17 protein-coding genes and 2 tRNA genes are annotated in these 19,758 nt (G+C 37.9%); 9 read left to right on the plus strand and 10 right to left on the minus strand.

Annotated elements, in window-relative coordinates; translation table 11 throughout:
• Window positions 1-2 precede the first annotated feature (2 nt).
• Window positions 3-890 carry a DMT family transporter gene (locus C9E89_RS05115; protein ID WP_378227133.1) on the minus strand — a complete coding sequence of 296 codons (888 nt, stop codon included), beginning with the start codon at window positions 888-890 and terminating at the stop codon, window positions 3-5.
• Between the two features lie 208 nt (window positions 891-1,098).
• On the opposite strand from C9E89_RS05115, the gene C9E89_RS05120 reads away from it, so the two are divergent.
• A complete protein-coding gene (locus C9E89_RS05120; RefSeq protein ID WP_107007194.1) occupies window positions 1,099-1,392 on the plus strand; it encodes an antibiotic biosynthesis monooxygenase family protein in 294 nt (97 codons plus the stop codon).
• 79 nt (window positions 1,393-1,471) lie between these two features.
• On the opposite strand, the gene hisA is transcribed toward C9E89_RS05120, so the two are convergent.
• Window positions 1,472-2,203, minus strand: coding sequence for a 1-(5-phosphoribosyl)-5-[(5-phosphoribosylamino)methylideneamino]imidazole-4-carboxamide isomerase (gene hisA / locus C9E89_RS05125; RefSeq protein WP_107007193.1), 732 nt, complete (start codon window positions 2,201-2,203; stop codon window positions 1,472-1,474).
• A gap of 110 nt (window positions 2,204-2,313) precedes the next feature.
• On the minus strand, window positions 2,314-2,919 hold the full coding sequence (locus tag C9E89_RS05130; protein WP_107007192.1) for a 3'-5' exonuclease: 606 nt from the start codon (window positions 2,917-2,919) through the stop codon (window positions 2,314-2,316).
• A gap of 93 nt (window positions 2,920-3,012) precedes the next feature.
• Here C9E89_RS05130 and C9E89_RS05135 point away from each other — a divergent pair, with 93 nt between their 5' ends.
• A complete protein-coding gene (locus tag C9E89_RS05135) occupies window positions 3,013-3,423 on the plus strand; it encodes a transcriptional regulator (RefSeq protein ID WP_107007191.1) in 411 nt (136 codons plus the stop codon).
• Between the two features lie 166 nt (window positions 3,424-3,589).
• Here C9E89_RS05135 and C9E89_RS05140 read toward each other — a convergent pair whose 3' ends face one another.
• From C9E89_RS05140 to hisB, 3 genes are all read right to left on the minus strand, one after another.
• A complete protein-coding gene (locus tag C9E89_RS05140; RefSeq protein ID WP_107007190.1) occupies window positions 3,590-4,150 on the minus strand; it encodes a DUF805 domain-containing protein in 561 nt (186 codons plus the stop codon).
• A 183-nt stretch (window positions 4,151-4,333) separates the two neighbouring features.
• A complete protein-coding gene (gene hisH / locus C9E89_RS05145; protein ID WP_107007189.1) occupies window positions 4,334-4,951 on the minus strand; it encodes an imidazole glycerol phosphate synthase subunit HisH in 618 nt (205 codons plus the stop codon).
• Complete coding sequence (hisB, locus tag C9E89_RS05150; protein ID WP_107007188.1) at window positions 4,951-5,544, minus strand: imidazoleglycerol-phosphate dehydratase HisB; 594 nt, start codon at window positions 5,542-5,544, stop codon at window positions 4,951-4,953. Before hisB ends, hisH begins: the two co-directional genes overlap by 1 nt.
• A 102-nt stretch (window positions 5,545-5,646) precedes the next feature.
• Here hisB and C9E89_RS05155 point away from each other — a divergent pair, with 102 nt between their 5' ends.
• The 4 genes from C9E89_RS05155 (at window position 5,647) to C9E89_RS05170 (ending at window position 7,444) form a co-directional block, all read left to right on the plus strand.
• On the plus strand, window positions 5,647-6,024 hold the full coding sequence (locus C9E89_RS05155) for a GNAT family N-acetyltransferase (protein WP_107007187.1): 378 nt from the start codon (window positions 5,647-5,649) through the stop codon (window positions 6,022-6,024).
• Window positions 6,025-6,172: 148 nt separating this feature from the next.
• Window positions 6,173-6,248, plus strand: a tRNA-Phe gene (locus C9E89_RS05160).
• Window positions 6,249-6,382: 134 nt separating this feature from the next.
• Window positions 6,383-6,458: transfer RNA gene (locus C9E89_RS05165), tRNA-Phe, on the plus strand.
• A 224-nt stretch (window positions 6,459-6,682) separates the two neighbouring features.
• Window positions 6,683-7,444, plus strand: a complete 762-nt coding sequence (locus C9E89_RS05170; RefSeq protein WP_107007186.1) for a class I SAM-dependent methyltransferase — start codon at window positions 6,683-6,685, stop codon at window positions 7,442-7,444.
• 56 nt (window positions 7,445-7,500) lie between these two features.
• Here C9E89_RS05170 and C9E89_RS05175 read toward each other — a convergent pair whose 3' ends face one another.
• On the minus strand, window positions 7,501-7,920 hold the full coding sequence (locus C9E89_RS05175; RefSeq protein WP_107007185.1) for a GNAT family acetyltransferase: 420 nt from the start codon (window positions 7,918-7,920) through the stop codon (window positions 7,501-7,503).
• Between the two features lie 220 nt (window positions 7,921-8,140).
• On the opposite strand from C9E89_RS05175, the gene C9E89_RS05180 reads away from it, so the two are divergent.
• Window positions 8,141-9,778: a GMC family oxidoreductase gene (locus tag C9E89_RS05180; protein WP_455423970.1), complete on the plus strand. Its 1,638-nt coding sequence runs from the start codon at window positions 8,141-8,143 to the stop codon at window positions 9,776-9,778.
• Between the two features lie 137 nt (window positions 9,779-9,915).
• Here the strand turns inward: C9E89_RS05180 and C9E89_RS05185 are convergent, their stop codons facing one another.
• The 3 genes from C9E89_RS05185 to ompR all read right to left on the minus strand — a co-directional run bounded on the left by C9E89_RS05185 (window position 9,916) and on the right by ompR (window position 14,245).
• Window positions 9,916-11,436: an acetyl-CoA hydrolase/transferase family protein gene (locus C9E89_RS05185; RefSeq protein ID WP_107007184.1), complete on the minus strand. Its 1,521-nt coding sequence runs from the start codon at window positions 11,434-11,436 to the stop codon at window positions 9,916-9,918.
• Between the two features lie 205 nt (window positions 11,437-11,641).
• Window positions 11,642-13,102, minus strand: coding sequence for an ATP-binding protein (locus tag C9E89_RS05190; protein ID WP_107007183.1), 1,461 nt, complete (start codon window positions 13,100-13,102; stop codon window positions 11,642-11,644).
• Window positions 13,103-13,480: 378 nt separating this feature from the next.
• The gene (gene ompR / locus C9E89_RS05195) at window positions 13,481-14,245 is read right to left on the minus strand and encodes an osmolarity response regulator transcription factor OmpR (RefSeq protein WP_107007182.1); all 765 of its coding nucleotides are present in this window, start codon (window positions 14,243-14,245) and stop codon (window positions 13,481-13,483) included.
• Between the two features lie 636 nt (window positions 14,246-14,881).
• Between ompR and C9E89_RS05200 the strand changes: the two genes are divergently transcribed.
• Together C9E89_RS05200 and C9E89_RS05205 are read left to right on the plus strand one after the other, a co-directional pair.
• Entirely contained in the window at window positions 14,882-17,269 is a 2,388-nt protein-coding gene (locus C9E89_RS05200; RefSeq protein ID WP_107007181.1) for a Tex family protein, read from the plus strand.
• Window positions 17,270-17,555: 286 nt separating this feature from the next.
• Entirely contained in the window at window positions 17,556-19,742 is a 2,187-nt protein-coding gene (locus C9E89_RS05205) for a solute carrier family 23 protein (protein WP_107007180.1), read from the plus strand.
• The last annotated feature ends 16 nt before the right edge of the window (window positions 19,743-19,758 follow it).

Genomic DNA, 19,758 nt, shown 5'->3' on the forward strand with positions numbered 1-19,758 from the left:
TTTTAATCTTTTACAGAATCAGTTTTGCTGACTTCTGAACGACGTTGTAAAAACTTGGGTCTCCATTCACTCACAATGACCCCGATGACAACAAGTAGACCGCCGAGTAAGGCGATAGCAGGTAAGCGTTCACCTGCAATACGCCCAAATAGCGCAGCCCAGACTGGCTCACCCGCATAAATAATTGCAGCTTGTGAGGGTGGAACAGAACGCTGTGCCCAATTCATTAAAGACTGTAATAACGCACTGGTTAAACCCAAGATGACAGCAAGTGAAACCAAGCCCCATGAAAATTGTGGAATATGATGTTCACCTGCTAAGGGCATTGCCATAAATGAAACCAATGAAGCAAAAATCAGTTGAATGACTGTGACGCGCTGTATATTTACTTTTCCAGCAAAATAACCAATTAAAATAATTTCAATCGCAATGGCGATAGAGCCTGAAATGGTAATGATTTGCCCTGCGTTTAAATGAATTTGGTCGAGATTATTTCCAGTGAGTAAGACCAGTCCCAAAAAAGCAAAAATGACGCCAACTAAGGTCATAATATGCGGAACTTTACGGAAAATAAGCCATAATAAAATGGGAACCAAAGGGACATATAAAGCAGTTAAAAAAGCCGACTCACTACTGCTGATGGTTTGCATGCCAATGGTTTGTGTACCATAACCTGCTGAAATGGCGATGCCAATCAAAGCACCTGCAAAAATCTCATGGCGTTGAATGCCTTTCAGATATTTCCAAGACAATAAACCCACCACAAATGCTGCAATCGCAAAGCGACAACCGACAAAAAACATTGGAGAGCTATAATTTAAAGCATGCTGTACAACAACAAAAGTTCCTCCCCAAATCATGGTCATGATCACCAAGGCGATTTGGGGCATCTTTTGTTGAATGAAGGAGGAGTTCATAAAATAAAAAAATGACAAAATATTGGCGCTATGGTCTGCTTATTTTTTTTATTCTGCAATAGATCTGTGATAGCGTAATATTGGAAATAGACAATATTTTAAGGTTAAGATCATAATTTATAGTCTATCTATCGTCATGTTTTTATGTTTGGATAATCGTCGCTAAATAAGGAGAATAAGCATGGTGATTGAACAAGCTATCTTTCATATTATTGAAGGGCAACAAAATGCATTTGAAAAGAAGTTTTATGAGCTTTCAGATATTTTCCGACATGCAGAAGCGTGTGAAAAGTTTAAATTGATTCGTGGTATTGAAAATAAGCAACAGTATATTTTACAAATTTACTGGATGAGTCTAGAAGCACATACTGACGTATTTATGAAAACTGAAGAATTTAAACAGTGGTTTTTAGCCATGAAACCATTTCTAGCAGAAAAAATTCAGATGCAGCATTTTGAAAATACTTTGGCATAATATTCTGATTGGGCAGTAGATTGCATAATAAAAAGAGAACCTAAAGTTCTCTTTTTTATATCATTTTAAATGGCTTAACTTATAGACCTTGATCATCTAAAAGTAATTGTGCTTCACGAAGATTTAAAGTCCCTTCATAAATCGCACGACCTGTAATCGCACCTAAAATACCTGCTTTACCACGTAAATTACGGACATCATCCAGATTAGTTACACCACCTGACGCAATCACAGGTAAGCCTGAGAACTCAGCAAGATGTACAGTTTGCTCAACGTTAACACCTTGCATCATGCCATCACGGGCAATGTCGGTATAAACGATGCTTGAAACACCAGCATCAGCAAAACGTTTTGCCAAATCTGTCGCTTTGACATCAGTCACATTTGCCCAACCATCGGTTGCAACCATACCATTGATGGCATCAATGCCGACAATGATGCGACCTGCAAACTTTTTACATGCTTCTTCAACAAATTCAGGCTCTTTCACAGCTTTTGTACCAATAATGACAAAAGACACGCCAGCATCAAGATAATGCTCAATGGTTTCCAAAGAACGGATCCCACCGCCAATTTGAATCGGAAGATCAGGCTGAGCTTTGGCAATCGCTTCAACCACAGGTTTATGGATTGGCGTACCTGCAAAAGCACCGTTTAAATCCACTAGATGCAAACGACGAGCACCTTCATTTACCCAATGTTGTGCAGTTGCCACTGGATCATCAGAAAATACGGTATCGTCTTCCATACGACCTTGTTTTAAACGGACACATTTGCCATCTTTCAGGTCAATCGCAGGGATGATCAGCATGCTTTCGCTCCTTGCCTAATCTCATCAAAATTTAATGAGGCTCATCTTAGCAAAAACTTGATCATTTTCTAAGTGATAGTTTGCGCTTTTATTCAGCTAAATACGGCTATTCAATGGATTATTGCCAAACGTTGTAATTCTTTGAAAATAAGTACAGGCGCATAAGCATCGGCTGCGGCATATTCGATTTGGGGTTGGGTGAGGCTTTTACGTGCCCAATTGGATGTGCTGATGGTTTTGCTTTTTGGAAAATTCACCTGAAATAAAAGCGCCATTGCATTTTTAATCCCGACAGGATTTTTGATGCCAAAACTGGAAAAGCATTTGGATAAATCAACAATATTTTTAAATTCAATGCCTTTTTTTCGGAACAAATGCGCGTCATTTTTTAAGCCAAAACCCACTTTGATTTGGTCTGGATTTTCCAATATGGGTTTTAAAAATAGTAGAATTTCTGCTGAAACCTGAAATAAATAAGCTTTTTCAGTAGTTGCGAGTTGAATCAGATGCGGTCCTGTTTGAATTTCACCTTTGTTGAAAGTTGGTTTAGATTCACTGTCAAAACCTAAAATGTCAGCATTTTTAATTTCATTTTCAATTGTTTGGCATTGTTGTAATGAACCAATCACGACAATATTTTTGATGGTTAAATTTTGAAACCGAGGTAATTTTTGAATGTCTTCTTTGCTTGGAAGGGGGGAAGTAAGAGGATTCACTGTTACTCAGCATATTAAAAAATCATCGTATTGTTATAACAAACTTAGACAAAAGGTGGTAGCTTTGTGAGCTGAGTAATTGGGAGAACAGCTATGGCTGAAAAAGATGATGATCTTTTAATAGAAGGCGCAAAACGTTTAAAGCAGTTGATCCAAGATAAAAATATTAAAGCGAGTGATATTGTTAATGTTCTAGAGACCTCAAAAGGAACCATGAGTAAGTGGCTACAAAGCTCTACACCGTCTAGTGCGCAAAGTTTAATTGAGTTGGCACGTTTGATTGGAATGACTGAACGTTGGAATGAAAGTAAGCAACAAGACCGCGAGGAATTAGTCAACAAAGCCTATGCTGAATCAGAGTTAGATTTGAGTCAGGCGACTATGGAACAATTGTTGAATGAAATTAAGCAACGTTATGCTGCTTTAAACTTAAAAGCTGAGATTAAAATCAGTGTTGAGCCTTTAGAGGGTGGTTTTGTAACGAAAAATGAGCCGAATCATTAAGCCCTGAAGGGTTTAACTAATCATTTATGAAAGATAAATAAAATCGGTATAACCTTATATATTGAATGATGATAAAAAGAAAATTGGCAGAATCAGTATATTCATCAAGCCAAATGTCTTGGCTTGATTTTTTATTCAAATGAAAAATATTGATGCTGATGCTGTATTATTCTGAATATTCAGAGCTTGGTTCTAGTTGCATTTGTTCCAACTGCATACGTAGCGCTTCTGTATTTTTGACATAACTTTGATAAGCAGGAATCGCTACAGCAACCGTTAAAATAAGGCTCAGTGGAATCATAATGATATAAATCCAGCCTAATACTTTTTCCCAGCCTCGAGTTTCTCTTGGTTGACCATAATTATTACGTCTTTCATCGCCTTTAGCACAAGAAATATAGATCCAGAAAAACAAGCTAATGACAGGAATGAGGAAAATCAGAGATAACCAGCCCGATTTATTTAAGTCGTGTAAGCGGCGAATTGTAAATATAACAATGAAATATAGCATCACAGCATAGATGAGAATAAAGAATAAAATCAGTCCTATAGACGGACCTGTTCCTGAAGTCATATTTGCCATCATACTTGGCATAATGATCGCGATAAGTACGCAGCAAAACATGACGAAGAAGCCAAGCAGCATATTCCACGCAAGATAGGATAAACGCCCAAAGCGTCCGTTAGCGCTCAGACCTGAGTCGCTAGATTGAATATTATTATTCATTTTATTTACTCAATTGAGATTGATAGAAAATGTATTTTTAAAATTTAAACGTATGTTTTGTTTTAAATCTGATTAAATGGTAAACAAAAAAGAAAATAAATCAAATTAAGATTTTAATTGTTCGATGAAATTTTGGCTTAAACTGAGCCAAATTGTCTTGGCTCAGTTCAAATTAACTCAAATTTAAATCTTCCATTCCACAAAGTTCTTCAGCAATTGCAAACCTGCGGTATGACTTTTTTCAGGATGGAACTGGGTTGCAAACAAATTTTCTTTATGGATTGCAGTACAGAACTGTAAGCCATAATCACAAGTTGCAGCCACTAAGCTTTGATCTTTGGGTTCAACATAATAGCTATGTACGAAATAGAAACGTGCATCCTGCTCAATATCTTTCCACATCGGATGAGATGGATCGGCTTGATGCACCTGATTCCATCCCATATGTGGAACTTTAAGATTTTCGATTTCAGGAAAATGCTTTACAGCACCTTCAAAAATACCTAAAGCAGCAGTGCCACCATTTTCTTCAGAAGACTCAAGCAGTGCTTGCATACCGACGCAAATCGCTAAAACAGGTTTGTTAAATGCAGCTTGATGTATGACTTCGTCGATCCCTGCTTCACGCATGCCTTGAATACAGTCACGCATTGCACCAACACCCGGGAATACGATTTTGTCTGCTTGAGCAATCAGTTTTGGATCATTGGTCACATCTACAGTTGCACCGACATGTTCAAGTGCTTTTGCTGCGGAGTGAAGATTTCCCATGCCATAGTCAAGAAGGGCAATACGGGTCATTACAAAGTTCCTTTGGTTGAAGCAACAGTATTTTCTGCACGTGGATCAACTTCACAAGCCATACGCAAAGCACGCGCAAATGCTTTAAATACACTTTCAATTTGGTGGTGGCTATTTTTGCCTTTTAAATTGTCAATGTGTACCGTCATCAATGCGTGATTTACAAAACCTTGGAAAAATTCTGAGAATAAATCGACGTCAAAACGACCAATCATGGCACGGGTAAATGGAATATCCATAAATAAACCTGGGCGACCTGACAGATCAACTACAACACGGCTTAATGACTCATCCAGCGGTGCATAGAAATGACCGTAACGTTTTAAACCTTTTTTGTCGCCTAATGCCTGAGCAAAAGCTTGTCCAAGCGTGATCCCACAATCTTCAACGGTGTGGTGATCATCGATTTCTAAATCGCCATCACAATGAATATCAATGTCAAATAAACCATGACGCTTGATTTGATCAATCATATGGTCTAAAAATGGAATGCCTGTATTCAGCGTGCCTTGACCTGTACCATCAAGATTCACTCGAACTCGAATTTTGGTTTCGTTGGTGTTTCTTACCACTTCACTGATACGTTGTGCCATAGACACGTTCCTCAAAAAACGTCAAAAATTAAAAGTTTGATGTAAAGATGTTTCGCTGTGACGAAAGTGACAGCATATTAGATTGCTCAGGAGGGTTAATCAATGCCTATTACCGTACATGCTAAAACTTCACTAGAAAATGCAGAAGTTCGTGATCAACTTGAGCGCCTTTATGATACCAGTCCCGAATTTGGAGATGGTAAAGATGCTATTGAGCAACTTGAGCAAAACTTAGCTCATTATACCCTACTTTACACAGCAGAATTTAATACCAAAATTATTGGTGCAATTTGGTGTACAGGACAGGGTGAAAGTAAAACTCTAGAAAATATCGTGGTTCATCCTGCAAATCGTGGACGAGGTGTTGCTGAGCGTTTAGTTGCTGAAGTATGTCGCATGGAAGAGGAAAAAGGAACGAAAAAATTTGAACCAGGTTGTGGTGCTATTCATCGCTGTCTTGCTCACTTAAATAAACTATAGTTTTTTAAATGAGCCTTATGAATAAAGGTCTTTTTTAATCAATTTAGTTCAAAAACACTCAATATTGCTGTAAAAATAGACTATTGAATAAATTTATGCATTTATAGACTTGACGTGAAATGCTTTAAATTGTTTAATACGCCCCATCGGCGTGATAGCTCAGTAGGTAGAGCAACGGATTGAAAATCCGTGTGTCCCCAGTTCGATCCTGGGTCTCGCCACCATATTCAAAACGTATTTGTGTTTTCAATCTCTGATCCCATCAGAGATTTTTTTTGCCCAAAAAATACTCGAACGAATAAAAAATTGATGATTTTTATTGACTAATTCATACAGATACGGCTTAATACACGGCATCGGCGTGATAGCTCAGTAGGTAGAGCAACGGATTGAAAATCCGTGTGTCCCCAGTTCGATCCTGGGTCTCGCCACCATATTTTAAAAAGCCTCAAATATTTATTTGAGGCTTTTTTTATTCTATGTGTAAAATAAAATTGTACTACGAAGTCATCTGACGGGTTTTAAATCAGGTATATTCAATTTTATGATTACATATTCATCTATTTTAGGGAATGAATTGTTAGACAATATGCTCAATATTCAATTTTATGATGTGTATATTAGTGAATAAATGAGAACTACGTCGCAAAATATAAAAATGAAAGATTTATTTTCCAATAATAGTCAGCTCTATCAACAGGCTCGACCCAGTTATCCTCAAGAAGTTGTATTAGAGGTACTTAAGCACGTCCCTGAAAAAAGCTTTGCATGGGATTGTGGTGCAGGTTCGGGACAGTTTACACAATTACTTGCCCCTTATTTTGATCATATTGTGGCAACGGATATTAGTTCAACGCAGTTACAAAATGCACCTTATTTTGAAAATGTCAGCTACCAAGTACAGTCTGCCGAAAAAACAAACTTTATTAAACAAAGTTTTGATCTGATTTGTGTGGCACAAGCAATTCATTGGTTTAATTTTAAAAATTTTTATCAAGAAGTGCAGCGTACTTTAAAGCCAGAAGGCATATTTGCCGTGATTGGGTATGGTTTAATTCATGTTGAGCATGAGGCTGTAAATGCACTCATTCATAAGCTTTATACAGAAAAGCTGCATTCTTATTGGGATGCGGAGCGTCGTTATATTGATGAGTTATATCAGACCATTCCATTTCCCTTTGAGGAAATCGTTGTACCTACATTTAAAATGCAATATCAGTGGTCATCTGCACAGCTTTTAAAATATTTATCAACTTGGTCTGCTGTTAAACATTATCATCAAAAAAATCAAGATGAGCCTCTTTTAGAGTTGGCAGAACATCTTCAGCAATATGAAGGTGTATTTGAGGTTGAGTTTCCAATTTTTTTACGCATTGGCAAGCTTAAAGCTGTCAAGAAAAAGCGCTTTTTGAAAAAGTAGGACAACATTAATATTTGATATTCTTGTTGTAGCCTTGAGTTTGATATTTACAATTTTTAATCCTGAATCAAACGTTTGCCTAAACAGACCACCTCAATTTCCTCATAGCCCAATTGTTCATAGAAGCTTTGTACATCAATATTTTCTTTACGAATCAAAAGCTGAAGCTTTGGGCAGCCGAGTGCGATTAAACGTTTTTCCAATTGTTGAATCAGTGCAGTTGCAACACCATTGCGCTGTGCATGTGGATGAACTGCCAAATAATTCACCCAACCACGATGCCCATCATAGCCGCCCATAACGGTTGCAATCAGTTGCTCATCTTTGACAGCCAATAAAAATAAGCCATCTTGCTGCGCTGTTTTGCGGAAAATATCAATTTCAGGATTATTCCACGGACGGGTTAAATCGCAGAGCTCCCAAAGGGCGATGACATTTTCCAGATCATTTTCCTGAAACTGACGAATCATAAACATAAGGTGTGCTGATCTCTTGTTTTTAAATGTTATTTGCTACAGATTAATCGAAAAATCAGGCAATGATAAGTGCGATTTTTATACAATTGAAACGAAAAATTATTGTTGCACATCATCATAATTGTTGCATTATTGAGCTGAAATGATTCTTTAAACAGTAAATATATGCATAATGAAAAAAAGCGTAAATTTAAAACAACAAGGATATCACGTGAATAAAATGGAATTTGATTACATCATCATTGGTGGGGGCAGTTCAGGCTGTGTATTGGCTGGGCGTTTATCGGAAGACCCAAATGTCTCGGTCTGTTTACTTGAAGTTGGCGGTGGCGGTGATGGTTGGAAAGTTGAGGTGCCCTGTGCAGCGGTGATCAGCATACCGACTAAAATCAATAATTGGGCATTTGAAACGGTATCTCAAAAAGGACTGAATGGACGCAAGGGCTATCAGCCTCGTGGTAAGTGCTTAGGAGGATCATCTGCGATTAATGCCATGGTGTATATCCGTGGCAATGCACAGGATTATGATCATTGGGCAGCCTTGGGTAATGATGGATGGTCGTATCAGGAAGTTTTGCCCTATTTTATAAAATCTGAGAATAATCAGCGTATTCACAATGCCTATCATGGCAATGAGGGGCCATTATCTGTCACCGATTTACAAAGTGAAAATCCTTTACAAGCGCGCTATTTGGCTGCGGCAAAAGAGCAAGGCTATAAAATTTTGGATGATTTTAATGGCGCAGAACAAGAGGGCTTAGGCGTTTATCAGGTCACACATATCAATGGTGAACGTTGTAGTTCGGCACGGGCGTATTTATTTCCGCATCGTGAACGTAAAAATTTAACAGTTGAAATTCATGCACAGACTCAACGGATTTTGATTGAAAATGGTGTCGCTGTTGGTGTGGAATATAAACAAGCGGGTCAAGTGAAGCAAATCTATGCACGTCGTGAAGTCTTGCTCAGCGCAGGTGCGATGCAATCGCCTCAAATTCTGATGTTGTCAGGGGTGGGGGATCAGCATGAGTTGATGGCGCATGGTATTCAGGTTAAACATCATTTACCAGGTGTGGGTAAAAACTTCCACGATCATCCTGACTTTATTTTTGGCTATAAAGTCGATGCCATCCCAGGCACATTTGGTCTTTCATTGAAAGGTTCTATAGATTTATTTAAACAAATTAGCCGTTATCGTAAGGAAGGTAAAGGACTCATTACCACTAACTTTGCTGAGTGTGGTGGTTTTTTAAAAAGTTCGCCTGAACAAACTTTACCGAATTTACAGTTACATTTTGTCGTGGCACTTGTTGATAATCATGCAAGAACTATGCACATGGGACATGGGATTTCTTGCCATGTTTGCCTACTCAATCCGAAAAGTCGAGGCACGATTAAAATCAGTGGAGTGAGTATTGATGATCCATTGTTGATTGATCCTAATTTTTATGATGATGAGTCTGACTTGGAAGAAATGGTCAAAGGCTTTAAACTGACTCAAAAATTGATGCAGTCAAATGCCTTTAAAGACATTATTAAAAAAGATTTATTCACTGCGGATGTGCAAACCGATGAAGAGATTCGCCACATTCTCAGAGAGCGTTCAGATACGGTTTACCATCCTGTCGGGAGTTGTAAGATGGGTGTGGATGATATGGCGGTGGTTGATGCACGTTTACGGGTTTATGGAGTTCAAAACCTACGTGTGGTTGATGCTTCGATTATGCCAACGGTGGTCAATGGCAATACCAATGCGCCTGCTATTATGATTGCTGAAAAAGCGGTGGATATGATTCGTCAGGATCAGGCGAGTGTGGCGTTTATTGAGAAGAAAGTACGAGTTGGTGAAGTTGCATAATTGAGATTGATCATTATTGAAAAGTCCTCTCTCCCTTTGGGAGAGAGTTAGAGAGAGGGGCATATAAATTGTCTCCCACTTGTGCAATAAAAAACGCCCATCAGGGCGTTTCTCATTTCAACTTAAAATAGAACATCTTAAGCAGATTTTTTCTCTTGAGCTTGTGCAGTCAACATATGACCTGTTTCTTCAAAGTTTGAGTGCCAAGAAAGCGCTTCACGAAGAATGTGAGGTGTTTGACCGCCTTTTTCACAAGCACGATCAAAGTAATCATTCAATGCATCGCGGTACATTGGATGTGCACAGTTATCGATGATTGCACGAGCACGTTCACGTGGTGCAAGACCACGTAAGTCTGCAAGACCTTGTTCTGTTACAAGGATGTCAACATCGTGCTCAGCATGGTCAATGTGAGATGCAAATGGAACAACAGAAGAAATGTCGCCACCTTTTGCAATTGATTTGGTTACGAAGATTGCAAGATGAGCATTACGTGCGAAGTCACCTGAACCACCGATCCCGTTCATCATTTTGGTACCACAAACGTGAGTTGAGTTTACGTTACCGTAAATATCGAACTCAAGCGCAGTGTTGATGCCGATAATCCCTAAACGACGAACCAATTCAGGATGGTTTGAGATTTCTTGTGGACGTAATACAAGTTTGTCTTTGTATTGTTCAAGATTATTAAATACTTTTTCGCCATATTTAGCAGAAAGGGTAATTGAAGAACCTGATGCAAATTTCATTTTACCTGCATCGATCAATTCAAAAGTACAGTCTTGCAGTACTTCAGAATACATCACTAAATCTTCAAAATTAGAATCTTTAAGACCTGTTAATACCGCATTGGCAATAGAACCAATCCCTGCTTGTAATGGACCTAAGTTTGGTGGTAAACGATCTTCAGCTACTTCTTTTTCAAGGAAAGCGATCAAGTGATTTGCAATACCTTGAGTTTCATCATCTGGTAATGTCACAGTTGATGGAGAATCATGGTATTCGCTGTTAATCACGATACCCACGATTTTCGCTGGATCGATATTGATTGCAGGTGTACCAATACGCTCATCGACTTGAGTCAATGGAATTGGTTGGCGTGTTGGGCGATAAGTTGGGATATAAATATCGTGTAAGCCTTCAAACGCAGGGCTTAAATTAGTGTTGATTTCAACAATCACTTTTTCAGCAAAAATTGCAAAGCTTGCAGAGTTACCTACAGACGTTGTTGGAATGATGCCACCATCTTCAGTGATTGCAACAGCTTCAATGATTGCAACATCAGGTTTTTTCAATTGAAGATTACGCATTTGTTCAACAGTTTCAGACAAGTGTTGATCGATGAACATTACTTCACCTTTGTTGATCGCTTTACGTAAAGTGTTATCAACTTGGAAAGGCAAACGACGTGCAAGCACACCAGCTTCTGTTAGTTGCTTATCTAGATCATTCCCCAGACTTGCACCCGTGATTAATGTGATTTTCAACGGGTTAGTTTGGGCTTGTTTAACTAGCGCTAAAGGAACAGCTTTCGCTTCACCTGCACGAGTAAAACCACTCATACCTACTGTCATACCATCTTGGATAAAAGTGGCAGCTTGTTCTGCACTCATGATTTTGTCATGGAGAGATGCTAAACGAATACGATCTAAAGACATGGTTTACGCTCAATTCTTGTTCAAAACTAGACGGATTGTACCGCCCTAAAAGTAAATTGTGCATGCCTCTAATGCTAAGGTCTAATTTTTTCAGTAAATGTGGGTATAAATTTTGGTGATGGTTTTTAAGTTGCTATTTTAAAAGGAAATAATAGTACCTGTTTGTTAAACAAACAATACTAAGTGTTTCTTTATTGAGCAATAGTTAAAAACGATCACTCAATGTTTGTTTAATCTTTTGAATTGGATTGTGATTTGGATTTTCTTCTGGCTCTACTGGGGAAATGGGTAAGGAAATAATTGCCTGTAAACCGCCTTCTGAACGATTGTGAATATCGAGTTGACCCTGATGAATATCGACAATTCTTTTTACAATAGCCAAGCCTAAACCACTGCCTTGTACAGTTCTTGCAGCATTTCCACGTACAAAAGGTTGCATCAGATCTGCAATTTGATCTTCAGGAATCCCTTCACCATGATCTGAAACACTGATTTTAATTTGCTCACCTTCTACATAGGCAGCCAGTTCAATTGGTTCAGCTCCATAGCGTTTTGAGTTGTTAATCAAGTTACCAATCAGACGTTTTAACGATAATGAGCGGGCTGTAATTGTTGGAATTTCATGTGGAGTGAAACGGATATCTAAAGGTTTAAACTGAATGCTGAGCTCTTGCAAAAGGCTGTTGATATCCGTTTCTTGTAATTCTTCATCTGAACCATCACGCATATAAGAAATAAACTGATTTAAAATTGCATCCATATCCTCAACATCATAAATTAAGCCTTCTTTTAAAAAGTCTTCGTCAGGCATCATTTCAGCACTGAGACGGATACGGGTCAGTGGGGTGCGTAAGTCATGAGAAATCCCTGCGAGCATGATTTGACGATCACGTTCAGTTTGCTCCAAGGTGTAAATCATATGGTTAAATGCTTGGTTTACCTCACGAATTTCTTGAGGTCCATGGTTCGTTTCCAGATAGGGCACTTTTCCTGTTTTACTGTAGCTATTTGCTGCATTTTGCAAACGGCGTAATGGTCGATTTAACTGTCGAACCAAGGTCAAAATAATGGCTGCTGCAATGAGTGGAATACCCAAAAGCCAACCTAAAATGAGCTCAGGGCTATAATTTGCATAGGTTTTCAATGGCTCACGAACCCAATTGCCATTCATTTCAGGTGTTTGTACCCAAATACGTGGGCTTGGTTTAAATTGGAAATACACAGTTACATCTTTCATATCGAGTTCTTGTGCTAATTGATGCTCGATACGATTAGTAAAAAAGTCAGCAATCACTTTATCTTTTACATTTGGATATTCTTTAGGATCAGTGATGTATTCAACACCTACCCGCTGTTTTAGCCATTCATCAATATCAAGTTGAACTTCATCATGATAAATCTGCAAACGTGGGTTATTGACCATTTCTAATTCAACTGCTAAAAAACGTGCATGTTGTTGAATTTCAGGTAAATACAAGGTTTTCCAAAAAAACCACAAAGACATAAATAAACTGAAAAATACGACAAATAAAACCAAAACTGTTGTGCGCATGGCTGCTGAACGCGGTTTGATTTTATCGAGGAAACGTTCCCAAGGTGTACGTTTCTTTTCTTGATAAGCCGAAAATTCTGAAAAAGCTTGTGGGTCGATTGGATCTAATTTCACAGTGGCATTCCAATGCTGTGCAATATTTTGATTGATTTCAGTGTAATGTACGTGGCGTGTAGGTCAAGATCAAATATGTTGGGTTGTGCTCGTTTCAGCCATTATTGATAGCCAATCGTAAGATTGAGATGAGCTAGAGCTAAACTGAAAATAATAGAAATGAGCTTGGTTAAAATTAACTTATTAAATAAAATCAAAGTACTTAAGCTAGATAGAAGTAATGAACTAATGATAAAAAGTTGCTCAAATGCAAAACTATAATGATTGTTATTGGTAGAAATTGATCAACCTAAAAGCAAAAAAATGCTGATGATATTCAAACTAGAGAATAGGATCAGCACTTTTTTACATAGACTCATAGCAATGAATCAGAGTGACTTATTCAGCACCATCTGGAACAAAGACGTAGCCCACACCCCAAACCGTCTGAATATAACGTGCACGAGCTGGATTTTCTTCAATCAAGCGACGTAAACGAGACACTTGAACATCGATAGAACGTTCCATTGCACCCCATTCACGACCACGCGCAAGATTCATCAGTTTATCGCGAGTCAAAGGTTCACGTGGATGCTGTACTAAAGCCTTGAGTACAGCAAATTCACCTGTCGTTAAAGTCACAACCTGACCTTCGCGCGTCAAGGTACGTGTAGATAAATCTAATGACCATGGACCAAATGAAACCACTTCAACATTTTGACTTGGTGCGCCTGGTACTTCACGCACTTGGCGACGTAAAACTGCACGAATACGTGCCAACAACTCATTTGGGTTAAATGGTTTTGGTAAATAGTCATCAGCGCCCGCTTCTAAGCCAGCAATACGGTCTGAGTCACTACCACGTGCGGTTAGCATGATGATCGGTGTGTCAATGTTAGATGAACGTAAACGACGACAAATGCTTAAACCATCTTCTACAGGAAGCATGAAGTCTAAAACAATCAATGAAAATAATTCACGTTGTAATAAACGATCCATTTGAGTGGCATCGTGGGCTGTTTTCACCACAAAGCCTTTATCTTCCAAGAAACGCTGCAAAAGGGTACGTAAACGCACATCATCATCGACAACTAAAATGCGTTCGACACGGTCAGTTTCATTTTGTACGACATCTGTATTTTCAGCAGGTACAACTAAACTCATGATGCACTCCCTTAATGTTGTAAATTATAAATATCGTAATCTCAGTATAATGCCTAAGTTCTTGTTAAGACTATGTATCAATTTGCTCAAAATTACAATTCTAAGCCTGTTTTTAAACCAAAAAACAACACCAAGCAATATTTAGAATGATTCTATGTTTATAAATAAAAAACGTGATCTATTGCAAACAAAATTTTCAATCATTTTAGTATAAGTATTTCTTTCAATAGATGTAATTGAAACTTTCTTGTCATCTGAAACCGTGTTGTGATATTGGAAATATTCATAAAACAAGAATGATTGAAATATATCACTAAAATGAACGATTATAGATGAGATTTTTTTCTCATTTAAATGCAAGATCATCGCCTCTTTTGCCATGATTTAACTGCTTAAAATTGCTTTTCTGGACAAGAATAACGAAAAAGAATGAAATAATCGAAGCTGTTAGTCACATTAAATAAAAATATAGATGATAAAATAATGCCAGAATTATGTGATTACACGATGAAAAAACCAGAAATATGACCTTTTATCAATTTTTTCACTACTAATTTGCAAAACAATTGTGGATTTTATGGTCTTGGTCTTTATAATCACTAACTTTTAGTCCTTATCCTTGTGGAATTAAACACGATGACTGACTTAGTTCAGCAGTTGGCAAGTGAGCTTGCCGTACGAACAAACCAAGTAGAAGCTGCCATTAAACTGATTGATGAAGGTTCTAGTGTTCCATTTATTGCACGTTACCGTAAAGAAGTAACGCAGGGTTTAGATGACATTCAACTACGTCAACTTGACACACGACTTGTTTATTTACGTGATTTATTTGAACGCCGTGAAAAAGTCATTGAGTCGTTAAAAGAACAAAATAAATTATCTGATGATCTACTTGCACGTGTAAATGCAGCAGAAACAAAAAATGCATTAGAAGAAATTTACGCACCGTACCGTCCAAAACGTACCAGTAAATCATTTAAAGCAAAAGAAGCAGGGCTTGGTGCTATTGCTGAAAAAATTATTGCAGAAAATGTGGATCCAACTGAAGCATTGGCAGGTTTTAGCCATGAAGATTATGCCGATGTTGAAAGCCAACTTGATGCCATTCAGCACATTATTATTGATGATTGGGCGCAAAATATTGCGTTGACTACAGAGCTAAAAGCAACATTTGCAAAAACTGCAGTGCTAAAAAGCTTAGTGGCTTCAGATGAGAAAAAAGAAGTTGGTAAAAAATTCCGTGACTACTTCGATTTCACTGAAAACTTAAATAAAGTCCCTTCACATCGTTTATTGGCGATGCTTCGTGGTCGTCAAGAAAATGTTTTAGGTTTAAAAGTGGATGGTGAAGACAATGCACCATTGACACGTATTGAAACTGAATATGATTTAGAGACTGTACAGCCACAATCTCGTCAGGATTTCCTAAAACAAACTGCGAAATTATTTTGGTTAGGTAAAGCTCGTCCAACGATTGAGCATTCATTGTTAACTGAAAAACGTCTTGCTGCCGAATCAGAAGCGATGGATGTTTTTGCAGAAAACTTACGTCATTTGTTACTTTCTGCACCTGCGGGTTCACGTACAACATTGGGTGTAGACCCTGGTATTCGTACTGGTGTGAAACTGGCTGTTGTTTCTAACTCAGGCGATGTGTTGGCACATAGCACGATTTATCCATTTGCGCCGAAAGAAGATAAAGAAGGTTCAATTACTGAACTTGCTCGTCTTTGCCGTGAATACAATGTCGATTTAATCGCCATTGGTAATGGTACTGCAAGCCGTGAAACTGAAGCTGTGATTGCTGAAATGATGGCTGCAAATGCTGATCTGAAAATGACTCGTGTGACTGTTTCTGAAGCAGGTGCGTCAGTTTATTCAGCGTCAGAATTGGCATCTGCTGAGCTTCCTGAACTTGATGTTTCGATTCGTGGTGCAGTGTCTATTGCACGTCGTTTACAAGATCCTTTAGCTGAACTTGTGAAGATTGATCCTAAATCGATTGGTGTAGGTCAGTATCAACATGATGTGAACCAAACCAATTTGGCGAAAACACTCGATGCAGTGGTTGAAGATTGTGTGAATGCGGTTGGTGTTGATGTCAATACTGCATCTCCTGCAATTTTGGGTTATATCGCAGGTTTGAACAAAGCTATTGCACAGCAAATTGTGGAATTCCGTAAAGAAAATGGTCGTTTTGATAACCGTCAGGCATTGAAAAATGTGCCTCGTTTGGGTGAGCGTACCTTTGAGCAAGCGGCAGGTTTCTTACGTATTCAGGATGGTTCTGAGCCATTAGATGCATCTTCTGTTCACCCAGAGTCTTATGGTCTAGTGAACAAGATTGTTGAAGCAAAAGCAACAACGGTAAAAGACATCATTGGCAATACTGAAATCATTCGTCAGGTCAATGCTGAAGAATTTGTTGATGAAACAGTAGGTTTACCAACGATTCAAGACGTATTAAGCGAACTGGAAAAACCAGGTCGTGACCCACGTCCAGAATTCCGTACAGCAAAATTCCGTGAAGACATTACCCAAGTCAGCCAATTAACCGAAGGTATGCAGCTTGAAGGTGTGATCACGAATGTGACGAACTTCGGTGCATTTGTCGATGTGGGTGTGCATCAGGATGGTTTGATTCATATTTCTGAACTTGCCAATGAATTCGTTTCTGATCCGCATAAAGTCGTGAAACCAGGTCAAATTGTACAAGTTCGTGTATTGACTGTGGATGCTGAACGTAATCGTGTCAATATGTCGATGCGTCCTGAAGGTTCAGAAGCGCCAGCGAAAGCACCACGTCAAAAGCGTGAGTTTAATAATGCTAATGGCGAACAACGTGGCGAGCGTAAACCTCAGGGCAAACGTCCTCAAGGTGATCGTCCGCAACATGCACGCCATGACAATAAAGACAAAGCACCACGTCATGACAAAAAGCCTCAAACAGCTAAACCTCAAGAAAATAAAATTGGTGGTTTAGGTGCGTTGTTGTTACAAGCAGGGATTAAAGGCTCTAAATAAGTAACAGAACTGTAGTGTAAAAAATGTTAAATAAAAAAGCCTCTTTTGAGGCTTTTTTATATTTTAGCTAAACTAATTCTTTAAAATTTAATGATAAGTGATTCAAATTTTTAGTAAAAAATGTTAAATTAATAAATAAAATAAATGAAAAGAGGGGGGCATTTTTCAATTATGTTTTATTTTGATTAAACATATTAATTAAAAATAAATAGCCATTGTTATGTCATCAATTTTGCAATGGAACAAACACATTTTATATATTTTGACTTAAACAATAGAGAACAAAATGAGTCACGAATCTAGCGTTAATAAGAAGTTTTATCCGAGTGATTTACTTTCAGGATTAGTTGTTTTTTTAGTTGCTTTACCTTTATGTTTAGGAATTGCCAGTGCTTCTGGAGCACCATTGATTTCAGGCATTATTGCAGGGGTGATCGGGGGGATTGTTGTTGGTTTTTTAAGTGGCTCACATATTAGTGTATCAGGACCTGCCGCAGGTTTGGCTGCTATTGTATTGACGCAACTTGATCATTTAAATGGAAATTATCAAGCATTCCTATTTTGCCTTGTACTGGCTGGCATACTACAAATGGTTTTTGGGGTGTTGCGTGTTGGTACATTTTCAAATTTTATTCCAACAAATGTTATTTTGGGATTGTTAGCAGCGATTGGAATTATTCTCATTTTAAATCAATTTCCTATTTTGGTTGGCTTGGAGATTAGCTTATTAAAAATGAGTTGGCTTGCAAATACTGAAAGCATTTTGAATAAATTTGATGCAGGCGCATGTTTAATTGGCTTAATCAGTATCGCAATTATTTTATTGTGGGACAAATCACCACTCAAAAAACTGCCATTACCTTCAGCATTACTTGCAGTGATGGTAGCAGGTGGATTGAACTATTTATTTACTTTATTTGGCTCAAGTTTAGCTGTACGTTCTGAACATTTAATCCATTTACCCAATATTATCAGTGGTACTGAAACAATTTTTAGTTTTCCTGATTTTTCTTATTGGAATAATAGTGTGATTTATACAGGAGCAATTACTTTAGCTGTGGTTGCTTCTTTAGAAACATTACTTAATCTTGAAGCTGCCGATAAAATGGATCAGCAAAAACGTACCTCACCACAAAATAGAGAATTATTGGCGCAAGGTGTTGGTAATACTTTATCAGGCTTGATTGGTGGTATGCCGATCACCTCAGTGATTGTGCGTAGTTCAGTCAATGCGACCAGCGGTTCAAAGACCAAAAATTCTGCGATTTTTCATGGAGTTTTGTTGATTGTAGCGCTGTTAGTTTTAACCCCTCTGATTAATTTAGTGCCACTTTCTTCCTTAGCGGCGATCTTAATTTTAACGGGTTTTAAGTTGGCAAGCCCTCATTTATTTAAGCGCTTATATTCACAGGGATGGAAGCAATTTCTTCCATTTATTGTCACTGTGGTTGCAATTGTTGCGACAGATTTGTTGGTTGGTATTATTATTGGCTTGGTGTTAAGTGCTGTGATTATTTTAAAAAATAATTTAAAGCGCGGTGTTCGTATTATTCATGAAACGCATTTACATGGTAAATTGACCCGTATTGAACTTGCACCGAATATTAGTTTTTTAAATCGTTCCGCACTGGTTTCTGCTTTAGATAAAATTCAGGATGGTGAAACGGTTATTGTTGATGCATCAAATACTTACTATATAGATCCTGATGTTTATCAAGTCATTAAAGATTTTAAAGATGAGAGAGCACAAAAACATCAAATTAATTTTAAATTGATTGGTTTCAAATCGCATTATCCAGAAATTGTAGAAGAGGAACTGGATATCAATGTTTCGACCTCTGAGGTACAGCGTCAGTTGACCCCATCGCAAGTATTGCAGTTGCTCAAAGAGGGTAATCAGCGTTTTGTGAATCATGAGCGTTTGCATCACAATATTGCACGTCAGATTCAAGTCACTTCGCAGTCTGGTCAGCATCCATTTGCGGCTGTTTTAGGTTGTATGGATTCACGTGCACCAACAGAACGAATTTTTGATGTGGGGATTGGTGATTTATTTAGTTTACGTATCGCTGGTAATATTGCAGGGCAAAAGGTTTTGGGATCGTTGGAATTTGCTTGTAAAAGTAAAGGATCAAAGCTGATTCTTGTGTTGGGGCATACTGACTGTGGCGCAGTGACTGCCGCATGTCAAATGTATCAACAAAATATGGATATTAAACAAGTTAAAGAGACACCAAATGTACAGTATTTTTTAAAACCAATTATGCAAGCTGCTGAAACTGTACATAAAGAAATGACAACGTATCAGTTAACTTCTAATTTTGTACATGCTGTTACTTTGACGAATGTTAAAAATAATATTGCTTATATTTTACAAAATAGTGATGTATTAAGAACCATGGTTGAGCAAGGTGAAGTGGGTATTATTGGTGGAATTTATGATGTAAATACAGGAAAAGTCGAATTTCTTTGATCTTAATGTGCTTCAA

This window comes from Acinetobacter sichuanensis (genome assembly GCF_003024515.2).
Lineage (GTDB): Bacteria > Pseudomonadota > Gammaproteobacteria > Pseudomonadales > Moraxellaceae > Acinetobacter > Acinetobacter sichuanensis.